Consider the following 12,456-nt stretch of genomic DNA (forward strand, 5'->3'; position numbering starts at 1 on the left):
CCCGCTCCCCGTTGTTGTTGGTGTGGGTGGTTCAGGCGGCGCGGCGGCGCTGTTCGGCGTCGCGCTGTGCGACCAGCGCGCGCACGCGCGGAATCAGCTCGCGGCCGTAGTCGACGGCGTCTTCAAGGGGATCGAAGCCGCGGATCAGGAACGTGGTCACGCCCAGGTCGTAGTAGGCCAGCAGGGCATCGGCCACCTGTTCCGGCGTGCCGACCAGCCCGGTGGAATTCGAACGGCCGCCCGTTTCGCGTGCAATGGCCGTCCACAGACGCTGGTCAACGCGATCGCCTTGTTCGGCCGCCGTCAGCAGCCGGCGCGCGCCTTCGCTCTGTTGCGGCCCGCCCCGGCTGTAGCCGGCCTGCACGCGCAACGCGCGGGTGCGTTCGAGGATGTCGTCGGCGCGCTGCCAGGCTTTTTCCTCGGTATCGGCCAGCACCGGCCGGAACGACACCGAAAAGTGGATCTCGCGGCCGTGTCTGGCCGCTTCGGCCCGCACGCGCGTGGTCAGTTCGCGCACCTGGTCGAGCGATTCGCCCCACAGCGCATAGACGTCGGCGTGCTTGCCGGCGACGGCAATGGCCGCCTCGGACGCGCCGCCGAAGTAGATCGGCACATGCGGCTGCTGCGCCGGCTTGACTTCGGAGAAGCCGCGCGCGAAGCGGTAGAACGTGCCGTCGTGGTCGAACGGCTGCGTCTCCGTCCAGATGCGCCGCAGGATGCCCAGATATTCGTCGGTGCGGGCGTAACGCTGGTCGTGGTCCAGGTAGTCGCCATCGCGCTTCTGCTCGTCGTCCGACCCGCCGGAGATGAAGTGCACGCCGAGCCGGCCGCCGCTGAACTGGTCCAGCGTGGCGATCTGGCGCGCGGCCAGCGTGGGCGACGTGAAGCCCGGCCGGTGGGCCAGCATGAAGTGGATGCGCTCGGTGACGGCGGCCGCGTACGAGATGGTCAGCGTGGCGGACGGGCCGGTGGAGTGGTGCGGCACCAGGATGCGGTCGAAGCCGGCCTGCTCGTGGGCCTGCGCGAAGGCGCGCACATAGTCGCGGTCGACCACGGGCCCGGTAGGCGGATGGATTTCCGATTGCTTCTGGCTCTGGATCATGCCGATGAAGTTGACGCTCATGCGTGATGCTCCTGGTTTGCCTGGATGGGGTACGGGTATGGACGAGAACCGTACGCCCGCGCGGCGGCAGACCCAACGAATAAAAACGCCGCTCCATATGCAGCAAAAACCGCCGGTCGATATGCGATATGCGTCGTTATCAAGGCCGGGCCTGCGGCGGTACGCTATGTGGCGCCTGATCCTGTTCCCCCGACGCCCGAAGGAAACCGCATGTCTTCGTCATCCCTGCATCGCCTGCCGACCCCGGCGGCACGGCTGGACGACGTGCTGGCCGAACTGGCCGCGCGCTTCGCCACCACCGCTGCCGCCCACGACGCCGATGGCACGTTCCCGCACGACAATTTCGCGCAGCTGCACGGCTACGGCCTGATCGCACAGGTCGTGCCGGCCGCGCACGGCGGTGCTGGCGCGGGGCTGGTCCAGGCGCGGCGCATCATCGCGGCCGTGGCGGGCGGCGACGCGGCCACGGCGCTGGTGCTGACGATGACCTACCTGCAGCATCGCGCGATCGGTCGCGCCGATTCGCGCTGGCCCGACGCGGTGCGCCAGCAGGTATTCCGCAGTGCCGTGGAGCAGGGCGGCCTGATCAACTCGCTGCGCGTGGAGCCGGAGCTTGGCTCGCCGGCACGCGGCGGCCTGCCGGGCACGGTGGCCACCCGCGTGGGCGACCGCTGGCGGCTGCGCGGCCACAAGCTGTACACCACCGGCATCCCGGCCCTGCGCTGGCTGGCCGTATGGGCGCGCACGCACGAGCCCGAGCCGCGCGTCGGCATCTTTCTGGTGCCCAAGCCGGACGCCGAGACGCCCGGCATCCGGGTGATCGAAAGCTGGGACCATCTGGGGCTGCGTGCATCGGGCAGCCACGAAACCGTGTTCGAGGATGTCTGGATTCCGCTGGAAAACGCCGTGGACATCCGCCCCCCCGCGGCCTGGGCGCCGGCGGGCGGCAGCCAGGCGGACATCGACGCCAACGCTGACCAGCAGGCGTGGATGGTGACCCTGCTGGGCAGCCTCTACGACGCCGTGGCGCGTGCCGGCTTCGACTGGATCCGCCAGTTCGTGCACGAGCGGGCCCCGGGCAGCCTGGGCAAGCCGCTGGCCACCTTGCCGCGCGTGCAGGAGTCGATTGGCGAGATCGCCGCGCTGCTGCGCGTGAACCAGGTCTTGCTCGACGACATTGCCGTGCGCTGCGATGCCGGCGCGCCGCCGCTGCCGGCCGACAGCGGGCTGCTCAAGTACACCGTGACATCGAACGCGATTCGCGCCGTGGAACTGGCGCTGCAACTGTCAGGCAATCACGGTCTGAGCCGGCACAACCCGCTGCAACGGCACTATCGCGACGTGCTCTGCAGCCGCATCCATACGCCCCAGAACGACGCCATCCTGACCGCCGCCGGTCGCGCGGCGCTGGGTATCTGACCCGGGGCGCAGACGACAGCCCGCCGTGCTATGGTTGTGTGCGATGTGCCGCAGCCTCGACGGCACACGTGAATCTGGAGACAAGCCATGGCCGGGACGCTACCTGGCGCGCACGCGCTGGCGCCGCTGCGCGACTTCATCACCGCCTTTTCCGCCTTGCTGGACCAGCAGCCGGACGAGCCGCGCATCCTCGACGAAGGCGGCGCGCTGCTGGCAAAGCTGGTGGCGCGCGACGACTGGCTGCCCGAGGCCTATGCGCAGCCCCATCCCGAGTTCTACCAGCAGATGCTGCTGCACTGCGATTCCGCCGAGCGGTTCTCGATCGTCAGCTTCGTCTGGGGGCCGGGACAGCGCACGCCGATCCACGACCATACGGTGTGGGGCCTGATCGGCATGCTGCGCGGCGCCGAGTACGCCCAGCCTTACGCGATACACGGTGACGGCGTGCCCCGGCCGGAAGGCACGGCCGTGCGGCTGGAGCCGGGCCAGGTGGAGGCGGTGTCGCCCACGGTTGGCGATATCCACCGCGTTCACAATGCCTTCGACGACCGCGTATCGATCAGCATCCACGTCTACGGCGCCAATATCGGCGCGGTAAGCCGCCATGTCTATCCGGAAGCCGGCGGCAGCAAGACCTTTATCTCCGGCTACTCCAATACCACCTTGCCCAATCCCTGGGACCGCTCGAAGGAATCCGTCGCACCATGACCGCAGCCAGCCATCCGTTTCCCGTCACGACCAGCCAGGCAGTGCGCCAGGCGTTGCTGGACCGCGCCGAGATTGCGCTGGTGGATGTGCGCGAGGAAGACCCGTTCGCGCAGCAGCATCCGCTATGGGCGGCCAACTTCCCGCTGTCGAAGCTCGAACTCGAAGCCTGGACGCGCATCCCGCGGCGCGATACCCGTATCGTGATCTACGGCGGGCATGACGGCGAAGACCTGGCGCCGCGTGCCGCAAGCGTGCTGCGCAGGCTGGGCTATACCGATGTGTCGCTGCTCGACGGCTGCCTGGAAGCATGGATCGCCGGTGGCGGCGAAGTGTTCCGCGACGTCAACGTGCCCAGCAAGTCGTTTGGCGAACTGGTCGAGGCCAAGCGGCACACGCCCTCGCTGAGCGCCACGGAGGTGCAGGCGCTGATCGACCGCAAGGCCGATGTGGTGATCGTCGACGCGCGCCGCTTCGACGAATACCAGACCATGAACATTCCCACGTCGACCAGCGTGCCCGGCGCGGAGCTGGTGCTACGTGTGCGCGAACTGGCGCCCGACCCCGCCACGCAAGTCGTCGTCAACTGCGCGGGCCGTACCCGCAGCATCATCGGCACGCAGTCGCTGATCAATGCCGGCATTCCGAACCCTGTGGCGGCGCTGCGCAATGGAACGATCGGCTGGACCCTGGCCGGGCAGACGTTGTCGCACGGCGCCAGCCGCCGCGCACCGGCGCAGGTGGGCGCGGCCAACCTGGAACAGGCCCGCGCAGGCGCCCGGGCCATTGCGGACAGGGCGGGCGTCAAGCGCATTGCGCATGACGCGCTGGCATCGCTGGAGACCCCGGGCCGCACCGTGTACCGCTTCGACGTGCGCACGCCCGAGGAATACGCCGACGGCCATCTGCCTGGCTTCGCCAGTGCGCCGGGCGGCCAGCTGGTGCAGGAAACGGATCACAACGCACCGGTGCGTGGCGCGCGCATCGTGCTGGCGGACGATGACGCCGTGCGCGCCAACATGAGCGCGTCATGGCTGGCCCAGATGGGATGGGAGGTCTATGTGGTGGAGCCGGTCGGCGATGCCCTGCGCAGCGAGCGCGGCACCCCGGCGGCGAATCGTCCCGCCGCACCGGACGTGCCAACGATCGCGCCGGCAACGCTGTCCGGGTGGCTGGAAACCGGCGACGTGGCGGTCATTGACGTGACGGCCAGCGCCAACTACGTCAAGCGTCATATCCCCGGTGCGTGGTTCACGATCCGGGCGCAGCTAACCCAGGCGCTGCGCGCTATCCCGCCGGCCCGCCGCTATGTGCTGACCTGCGGGTCAAGCCTGCTGGCCCGGTTTGCGGCCGTGGACCTGCAGGCGCTGACCACGTCGGAGGTCTTTGTGCTGGAAGGCGGCAACGCGGCGTGGTTCGACGCGGGCCTGCCAGCCGAGCAGGGCGAAACCCGTCTGGCCGTGCCGCGCACGGATCGCTATCGCCGCCCGTACGAGGGCACCGACAACGCAGCGGCTGCCATGCAGGCGTACCTCGATTGGGAATTCGGCCTGATCGCACAACTCGACCGCGACGGCACGCATTTCTTTGAGGTGGCTTGAGCTAACCGAATTGCGCCAAGGCAAGGCCCCTGCGCAACGCAGTGGGCCATCCCAAAATGCAACAGCAATGTTCCATTTGGGCACAGAAGTTTACGCCAATGCGTGTGAAGATTCCCCATCGATAACGCGGCCCGCCTTTCTTGCCTGAAAGGCAGGCGCCGCACAAACTGGGGGTCAATTCATGAATGTTGTACCGATACCAGCGTGGAATGATGCGCGGGTGCTTCCGCCGGTGACCGGGCCCCACCCGGGCAGTATGGAGCGGTCGCCTTACCACGTATCACTGATTGCCCTGGTGGAGCGGTTTGCCACGTCATCGCATCGCTGCAGGCTGTTGCAAGGATTGCTGGCGTTCAGAAAGGCGCTGCACGAAGCCGGCATCTGCAACGGCTTCCAATGGATCGACGGAAGTTTTTCAGAGGACATCGAATCGCTGGAATGGCGTCCGCCGCGCGACATCGACGTTGTGACATTCCTGGAAGACCACGCTCAGGTCCACGGAAAGATACCGGGACATCTTCTCGATCAGCAGTTCGTGAAGAGGCACTTCATGGTCGACGGGTATTGGGTGGATTCGTCGATATCCATGCGGGATCTGATCTGCCTGTCTACCTATTGGTACAGCCTCTGGTCACATCGTCGGAGCTTGCAGTGGAAGGGCTTTCTGGAGATAGACCTTGATCCTGCGCTGGATGAGGCGGCAGGTGTCTGTCTTGCGGCTGCCACGCGTCGGCTGGCACAGCATGCCGGGTCCCTCAACATCAAACTATGCAACGAAGGACTGGCCAATGTCTGAATACCAGATCGACCGGCTGCATGCGGACCGGAATTTTCTCATGAGGATGATCACGACGCTGCCGGACGGGATCACGCGATCCAGTCTTGAGTATCGACTCAGGCAAGTGCTTGAGGAGCTGGGGATGGCCGAAGCGAAGGTGCCGTCGCCGCGCTCACAAATCCTGTGTCCGCCGAATGATCACGGCCTGTCCGTGTAGCAGGCCGTCAGCATCGAACATCTGCCACAGCGGTCGCTGTAACGGGGAAGCAAGGCGACAAACCTCCGGCTGGTGATCAGACAGCCCCGGAGGCGCTGCCGAACGCGGCGAACACGCGCGCCTGCACGGCCTCCATGACCTTCAGTTGCTGCGGATTGGCCGCATCGCTGGCGGTCACGCCGGTGGCGTCCTTGGGCTTGGCGCCGAGCGGATAGAACACAAAGCTCGACCCGAAATCCTTGCCAGCTTCCTTTTTCAGGCTCCGGTTCAGGGCCTTGAGGTACTTTTTCTTCGAGGTCTTCGACATTGGCATGTTTCCTGGCGCTCCTGTCTAGTGATGAGCCTGATTCCCGCGTTGCGCCTGGACAGCCTTGCGCCCCGTCACGCGCGGCCTGCGTTGGCAGCGCATGGCGGATACCCTGTTCTGAGTGATTCGATAGGCACTTTCACGCGAATCGGTGTGAGGCTATGGTAGACGGGCTATCTCGCTCGAATCAAATACTGATTCCCATTGTCTCTAATGTTTATCCGACGCGCGCGTGACGCCTTGTGTTCGATGGCCGTATGCTTGCCGGGTGAAATCTGACCAGAAAGAGTCTGTCGATGACCGAGATGGCACGCACGATCGTTCCCGTAGATATTACAGAGCAGACCTTGCTGGCATGCGCGGTGATCGCGCGACACCTTGGCGGCACGCTGATGGGCGTCCACCTGTTCGGATCGGCGGTCGAAGGCGGATTGAAGCCGTGCAGCGATATCGATCTGCTGGTGATCGTGCGGGCGCGGCTTGAAGAATCGGCCAGGCGCGCATTGATGCGCGATCTCTTGACGATCTCTGTCCCGCCGGGCAGTGAGGGGCGGTGGCGGGCGCTGGAAGTCACCGTGGTGGCGTGCGATGAGGTGGTACCCTGGCGCTACCCGGCCAGGCGCGAGCTCCAGTTCGGCGAATGGCTCCGCACCGATTTGCAGGCCGGCATCGTCGAATCGCCAGTTCTTGATCACGACCTGGCCATCTTGCTGACGAAGGCGCGCCAGCACAGCGTGGCACTGGTGGGGCCTTCGGCCGAGACGCTGCTCGATGCCGTCCCCCTTCACGATTTCCACCGCGCGCTGCGCGATACCGCCGCGCAGTGGAATGCCGACGCAGATTGGAAGGACGACGAACGCAACGTCGTGCTGGCACTGGCCCGCATCTGGTACAGCGCGGCCACCGGAAAGATTGCCCCCAAGGACGTGGCCGCGACGTGGGCGCTGGAGCGGCTGCCCGAGACATTCCGCCCAGTCATGATCGCGGCGAGGGCAGGGTATCTGGAGGATGGGCCGGCATCGGCCCTCGCCGACGCGCGGCAGGTGGAAGCGTTCATCCGCTTCGCACAGACCGCCATTGATGAAATTCTGGTGCCGTAACTGACGGCGCCGATTCCCGGCGCCAAAACAAAAAGCCCAGCATCGCTGCTGGGCTTTTTGACGAATCTGGTGGGTGGTACAGGGATTGAACCTGTGACCCCTGCCGTGTGAAGGCAGTGCTCTACCGCTGAGCTAACCACCCCTTGCTGCTTCGTCGCCGTTGTTGCTGGCGTCGTGCAGTGGAGAAACGAGATTATGCCGATGGGCCAGTATCTTGTAAAGCCCTTTTTTGGACTTTCTTTAAAAAAGTGGTGAGGGCTACTGCACGGTGGCGTCGGCGGGCACTTCGGCCGGGACTTCGATCTTCCAGACGGTCTTGCCGCCGCTGGCCTTGTCCAGTTCCTTGAGCACGCTCTGGTGGGCCGACAGTTCGGCCTCGGTGGCCAGCAGCACCGGCAGGGTCAGGGCCGACAGGTCGGCCGTGGCGCGGGTTTCGCCCTGGGCGGCGCCGGCGTCGAGCATGTCGATGACCAGCGAATTCTGGCCGCGGGTCATGGCCAGGTAGACCTCGGCCAGCAGTTCGGCATCGAGCAACGCGCCGTGCAGCGTGCGGTGCGCGTTGCTGACGCCCAGGCGATCGCACAGGGCATCCAGCGAATTGCGCTTGCCGGGGAACATCTGGCGGGCTTCGCGCAGGGTGTCGATCACATTGGCCACGTGGTCGCGGAACGGGGGCAGTTTGTGGAGCTTGAACTCCATCTCCAGGAAGCCCATGTCGAACGCGGCGTTGTGGATGATCAGTTCGGCGTCGCGTACGAACTCCCGGATCTCGTGCATGACCTCGGCAAACTTCGGCTTGTCGGCCAGGAATTCAGCGGTCAGGCCGTGGATGGCCACGGCGTCTTCGGGGACGTCGCGTTCCGGGTTGATGTAGAAGTGCAGGTTGCGGCCGGTCAGGCGGCGGTTGACCAGTTCCACGCAGCCAATTTCGATCAGGCGATCGCCGGTGGCGTGGTTCAGGCCGGTGGTTTCGGTATCGAGAACGATCTGTCGCATGGGGCAGGATTGTAATCGCCCGGCACGGCTGGGCGACGGATTGCGGAGGTCAGGCGCTGATCGATTCCACGCCGCGGTTGGCCAGGCGGTCCGCCCGTTCGTTGCCGGGATGGCCGGCATGGCCGCGCACCCAGTGCCATTCAATCACGTGCGGCTGGCGGGCTTCGTCCAGGATCTGCCACAGGTCGGCGTTCTTGACCGGCTTCTTGTCGGCCGTCATCCAGCCGCGTTTTTTCCAGCCGGTGATCCATTCGCTGATGCCCTTCTGGACGTACTGCGAATCGGTATAGATATTGATGACGCAAGGCCGCTTGAGCGCGCGCAGCGCCTCGATCACGGCCATCAGCTCCATGCGGTTGTTGGTGGTGGGGTTCTCGCCGCCGAACAGCTCTTTCTCGTGGCCGCCGGATACCAGCACGGCACCCCAGCCGCCAGGGCCGGGATTGCCCTTGCAGGCGCCGTCGGAATAAATCGTGACTTCTTGCATGGATAAATGGAGGATGGCCCGGCTCAGGCGTCGGGCGTGGTCTTTTGATGTTTGCCGTGCGTGCCCGTGGGGGTGGCCACCGGGGCCGCCACAGGCGCCAGCGTGGGCTTGGCGGTCTTCCACGCCGGGCCCACCAGGCGGATATTCTTGACCCGCTTGACCGCGGAGATCATGTAGACCGAGCCGAAGATCGGCCACCAGCGGTCGCCCGCCTTTTCCATGAAGGCGGCGCGCTGCAGCCAGCGGTCGGTGCGATACGGCGGACAATAGCAGCCAAAGCGGCCGCGGATGATCTCGAAGCCCAGCAGCTTGAGCCAGTCCTTGATCCGCACGAAGCCGATGGTCTGCGCGTCGCTGGGCAGGAAGGGCGTGGCGCCCAGCCGGTTCAGGCCCTGGCGCGCGCCCCACAGGCTCATCGGGTTGAAGCAGGTCACTACCACGCGGCCCTCGGGCATCAGCACGCGCGATACCTCGCGCAGCACTTCGTGCGGGTCCTCGGAAAACTCCAGGATATGGGGCAGGGTGACCAGGTCGATGCTCTGCGTATCGAACGGCAGTTCGTCGAACCGGCACAGCAGCTGGCGTGCGTCGGGGTGCGTCTCGCGCGGCCCGTGCGGGCCGGCGCGGCCATCGAGCGCCAGCGCCGAGAACGGCATGCGGTTCTCGCGCAGCGTGTCGATCTGGGGCAGCCCCAGCTGCACCGCGTGGTAGCCGAAGATGTCCGTTACCGTCCGGTCATACTGCTGCGATTCCCACCGGAGCATGTACTGCCCGGGTGGCGACGCCAGCCATTCTTCCCAATCTATAATCGGTCGGTTGGACATAGGAGCACACATGTTGAAAGTGGAGCCGATCCCCGCCTTTCAGGACAACTATATCTGGGCCATCCACGACGGCGAAAGTGCCGCGGTGGTGGATCCAGGCGAGGCCCAGCCGGTGGAGCGATTTCTGGCGCAACGCGGATTGGCACTGGGCGCTATTGTAATCACCCATCACCATGGCGATCATCAGGGCGGCGTGGCCGACTTGCTGGAACGTCATCCGGCCCGCCCCGACGGGGCCCCGATCCCGGTGATCGGGCCTGCCGGCGAGCGCATCGGGCATCGCACCCAGGCCGTGCGCGAGGGGGATACGGTGACGCTGGCCCACCCGGCCGCGACCTTCCGCGTGCTGGATGTCCCCGGCCATACCGCCGGCCACGTGGCCTACGTGGGCGACCTGCCGGGCGCGGGCCGTGTCGTCTTCTGCGGCGACACCCTGTTTGCCAGCGGGTGCGGGCGGCTGTTCGAGGGGTCGCCGGCGCAGATGCTGGCGTCGCTGGACAAGCTGGCCGCCTTGCCCGGCGATACCCGGGTGTACTGCGCCCACGAATACACGCGCAGCAATGTCCGCTTTGCGCAGGCCGTGGAGCCAGGCAATGCCGATCTGTCGGCATGGTCGGCGCGGGTGGATGCGCTGCGTCAGGCCGAGACCCCCACGCTACCCACCACGGTGGCCCATGAGCGCGCGGTCAATCCGTTCCTGCGCTCCCGGGAGCCGGCGGTGCGCCGGGCCGTGCAGGCGCAGGGCGGCGACGTCAGCAACGATGCCGCGGCGTTCAGCGCGCTGCGGGGATGGAAGGACAATTTCCGCTAATACATTCCAGACGTTTGCGGGCGGGCGCAGGGGTGTGCCGGACCCGCCCGGACGGCCCCGGCCTGCATTTCAGGTATCGCAAGATGTCCAAATTGCATCTTCGGGAAAATCTCATTGACGCCAACCGGCCTTTTCCATAGGATCAGGCGAAATTTTTGGCGTCACTTTCAGAGAACTTAATGCGATTTGGTCGATTTCTGGCGGTAGTTGCGTGTGCCGCGCTGCTTGCAGCCTGCGCCAGCACACCCACTCCGCCTGCCGGCGAGATGGCCGGCACGCCGACCGCCCTGGAATCCGGTCCGCCCAAGGACCCGCTCAACACGCTGAACAGCACCGGCCGCGCCGGCTCGCTTGCCAGTACCAACGTCGCCAAGGTAGACCAGTCCAGCGTGGACTGGCTGCGCGGGCCGTCGTCCGATATCTGGGGCCGCATCCGCAAGGGCTTTGCGATGCCGGACCTGGAAGGCACGCTGGTCGATGACCGCACGCAGTGGTACGCCGCCCGGCCCGACTACATGGAGCGGATGGTGGGCCGGTCGAGCCGCTACCTCTACCACATCGTGGAAGAGCTCGAGCGCCGCAACATGCCGACCGAGCTGGCGTTGCTGCCGTTCGTCGAGAGCGCGTTCAATCCCCAGGCGGAATCCACGGCCAAGGCGGCCGGGATGTGGCAGTTCATCCCCAGCACGGGCAAGACGTACAACCTCAAGCAGAACATGTTCCGCGACGAGCGGCGCGATGTGCTGGCGTCCACCGACGCGGCGCTCGACTACCTGTCGCGGCTCTATGACATGTTCGGCGACTGGCACCTGGCGCTGGCCGCGTACAACTGGGGCGAGGGTGCCGTGTCGCGGGCCATCGCCCGCAACCAGGCGCGCGGGCTGCCCACGGACTACGCCAGCCTGACCATGCCGAACGAGACGCGGTACTACGTGCCGAAGCTGCAGGCGGTGAAGAACATCATCGCCAATCCGGCCGCCTATGGGGTCAAGCTGCCCGATATTCCCGATCATCCGTACTTCGTGACGGTGACCACGTCGCGCGATATCGATGTGGCGCTGGCGGCCAAGCTGGCCAACATGCCGCTGGACGAGTTCAAGGCGCTCAATCCGTCGTTCAACCGCCCGGTGATTCTGGGGGCGGCCAACCCGCAGATCCTGCTGCCGTTCGATAACGCCGAACGGTTCCAGTACAACCTCAATACCTATCGGGGCGGCCTGTCCACCTGGACCGCCATTTCGGTGGACAGCCGCGAGCGCGTGGAATCGCTGGCGGCGCGGCTCAACGTCGATGCCGACACGCTGCGCGAGATCAACCGCATTCCCAAGGGCATGCGGCTGAAGGCCGGCTCGACGGTGATGATTCCGCGTACCGATCGCCATGACCAGGACATCAGCGCGTCGCTGGTGGACACCGCGATGCTGGCCGTCGAGCCTGATGTGCCCGATGCGCGCCGCGTGGTGGTCAAGGCCGGCCGCAAGGACACGGTGTCGTCGGTGGCCCATCGCTACGGGGTGTCTGCGCGGCAGGTGCAGTCGTGGAACAAGCTGTCGGGCAGCAAGCTGGTGGCCGGCCAGAGCCTGGTGCTGATGGTCCGCCCGAACTCGCCGGCTGCGGCACGCGCCGAGCGCGGCGACGATGGCGACGATACGCCGGTCCGTGGCAAGGCTGCGCACGGCAGGACCGTTGCGGCGAAATCGGAAAAAACCGAGAAGGTCGAAAAGGCATCGGTTTCCAGATCGGCGAAAGCTGAAAAGGCCGAGCCGCGCAAGCGCGTGGTGGTGGAAGCCGCGCCGCGCAAGGGCGCCACCAAGTCGGCCAGCCAGCCGGTGCCGGCCGCGCCCGCCAAGCCGACGCCGTCGGCAAAGTCCGCCAAGGGTCACGCTCGCTGATTGGCGATATCCGACTGTCTGATCCGTCCCCCCGCGCCGCGCGACATCGCAGGCCGCGGGGGGATCGGCACCCACGGTGAGGCCAAACGTCTGGGCCGCCGCGCCGTCATGGTAGATTCTTTAAAAAAAGATGGCCGTATCCGTGCCCAAGGGGACGGCGCCGCAAGCCGCTGCGCGATGCTGCGGACAGGCGCCG

General features: G+C 66.2%; 13 protein-coding genes and 1 tRNA gene. 8 read left to right on the top strand and 6 right to left on the bottom strand.

The genetic code is table 11. From position 1 onward, the window contains the following. Positions 1-31: 31 nt before the first annotated feature. Positions 32-1,123, bottom strand: a complete 1,092-nt coding sequence (locus AC24R4_RS22655) for an LLM class flavin-dependent oxidoreductase (RefSeq protein WP_400394066.1) — start codon at positions 1,121-1,123, stop codon at positions 32-34. Between the two features lie 210 nt (positions 1,124-1,333). Between AC24R4_RS22655 and AC24R4_RS22660 the strand changes: the two genes are divergently transcribed. From AC24R4_RS22660 to AC24R4_RS22680, 5 genes are all read left to right on the top strand, one after another. Further along, positions 1,334-2,542 carry an acyl-CoA dehydrogenase family protein gene (locus AC24R4_RS22660; protein ID WP_400394068.1) on the top strand — a complete coding sequence of 403 codons (1,209 nt, stop codon included), beginning with the start codon at positions 1,334-1,336 and terminating at the stop codon, positions 2,540-2,542. 87 nt (positions 2,543-2,629) lie between these two features. Continuing rightward, positions 2,630-3,250: a cysteine dioxygenase family protein gene (locus AC24R4_RS22665; protein ID WP_400394070.1), complete on the top strand. Its 621-nt coding sequence runs from the start codon at positions 2,630-2,632 to the stop codon at positions 3,248-3,250. After that, positions 3,247-4,848: a rhodanese-related sulfurtransferase gene (locus tag AC24R4_RS22670; RefSeq protein WP_400394072.1), complete on the top strand. Its 1,602-nt coding sequence runs from the start codon at positions 3,247-3,249 to the stop codon at positions 4,846-4,848. The genes AC24R4_RS22665 and AC24R4_RS22670 overlap by 4 nt, the downstream gene beginning before the upstream one ends. Positions 4,849-5,029: 181 nt before the next feature. Next, positions 5,030-5,644: a DUF6932 family protein gene (locus AC24R4_RS22675; RefSeq protein WP_487523642.1), complete on the top strand. Its 615-nt coding sequence runs from the start codon at positions 5,030-5,032 to the stop codon at positions 5,642-5,644. After that, positions 5,637-5,843 (top strand): hypothetical protein, encoded by a 207-nt coding sequence (locus AC24R4_RS22680; RefSeq protein ID WP_487523643.1) that lies wholly within the window; start codon positions 5,637-5,639, stop codon positions 5,841-5,843. The genes AC24R4_RS22675 and AC24R4_RS22680 overlap by 8 nt, the downstream gene beginning before the upstream one ends. A 76-nt stretch (positions 5,844-5,919) precedes the next feature. On the opposite strand, the gene AC24R4_RS22685 is transcribed toward AC24R4_RS22680, so the two are convergent. Beyond that, positions 5,920-6,150, bottom strand: coding sequence for a hypothetical protein (locus AC24R4_RS22685; protein ID WP_487523644.1), 231 nt, complete (start codon positions 6,148-6,150; stop codon positions 5,920-5,922). Between the two features lie 305 nt (positions 6,151-6,455). Between AC24R4_RS22685 and AC24R4_RS22690 the strand changes: the two genes are divergently transcribed. Then, a complete protein-coding gene (locus AC24R4_RS22690) occupies positions 6,456-7,250 on the top strand; it encodes an AadA family aminoglycoside 3''-O-nucleotidyltransferase (RefSeq protein WP_487523975.1) in 795 nt (264 codons plus the stop codon). A 67-nt stretch (positions 7,251-7,317) separates the two neighbouring features. On the opposite strand, the gene AC24R4_RS22695 is transcribed toward AC24R4_RS22690, so the two are convergent. The 4 genes from AC24R4_RS22695 to AC24R4_RS22710 all read right to left on the bottom strand — a co-directional run bounded on the left by AC24R4_RS22695 (position 7,318) and on the right by AC24R4_RS22710 (position 9,557). After that, positions 7,318-7,392, bottom strand: a tRNA-Val gene (locus AC24R4_RS22695). Positions 7,393-7,508: 116 nt separating this feature from the next. Further along, a complete protein-coding gene (dnaQ, locus tag AC24R4_RS22700; protein WP_400394988.1) occupies positions 7,509-8,246 on the bottom strand; it encodes a DNA polymerase III subunit epsilon in 738 nt (245 codons plus the stop codon). A gap of 49 nt (positions 8,247-8,295) precedes the next feature. Then, positions 8,296-8,733 carry a ribonuclease HI gene (rnhA, locus tag AC24R4_RS22705; RefSeq protein ID WP_153945351.1) on the bottom strand — a complete coding sequence of 146 codons (438 nt, stop codon included), beginning with the start codon at positions 8,731-8,733 and terminating at the stop codon, positions 8,296-8,298. A 23-nt stretch (positions 8,734-8,756) separates the two neighbouring features. Continuing rightward, the gene (locus AC24R4_RS22710; protein WP_400394990.1) at positions 8,757-9,557 is read right to left on the bottom strand and encodes a class I SAM-dependent methyltransferase; all 801 of its coding nucleotides are present in this window, start codon (positions 9,555-9,557) and stop codon (positions 8,757-8,759) included. Between the two features lie 10 nt (positions 9,558-9,567). On the opposite strand from AC24R4_RS22710, the gene gloB reads away from it, so the two are divergent. After that, positions 9,568-10,368, top strand: a complete 801-nt coding sequence (gene gloB, locus AC24R4_RS22715; RefSeq protein WP_400394991.1) for a hydroxyacylglutathione hydrolase — start codon at positions 9,568-9,570, stop codon at positions 10,366-10,368. A 179-nt stretch (positions 10,369-10,547) separates the two neighbouring features. Then, positions 10,548-12,260 (top strand): transglycosylase SLT domain-containing protein, encoded by a 1,713-nt coding sequence (locus tag AC24R4_RS22720; protein ID WP_487523645.1) that lies wholly within the window; start codon positions 10,548-10,550, stop codon positions 12,258-12,260. Positions 12,261-12,456 lie beyond the last annotated feature (196 nt).

This window comes from Cupriavidus sp. CER-90 (genome assembly GCF_057652055.1).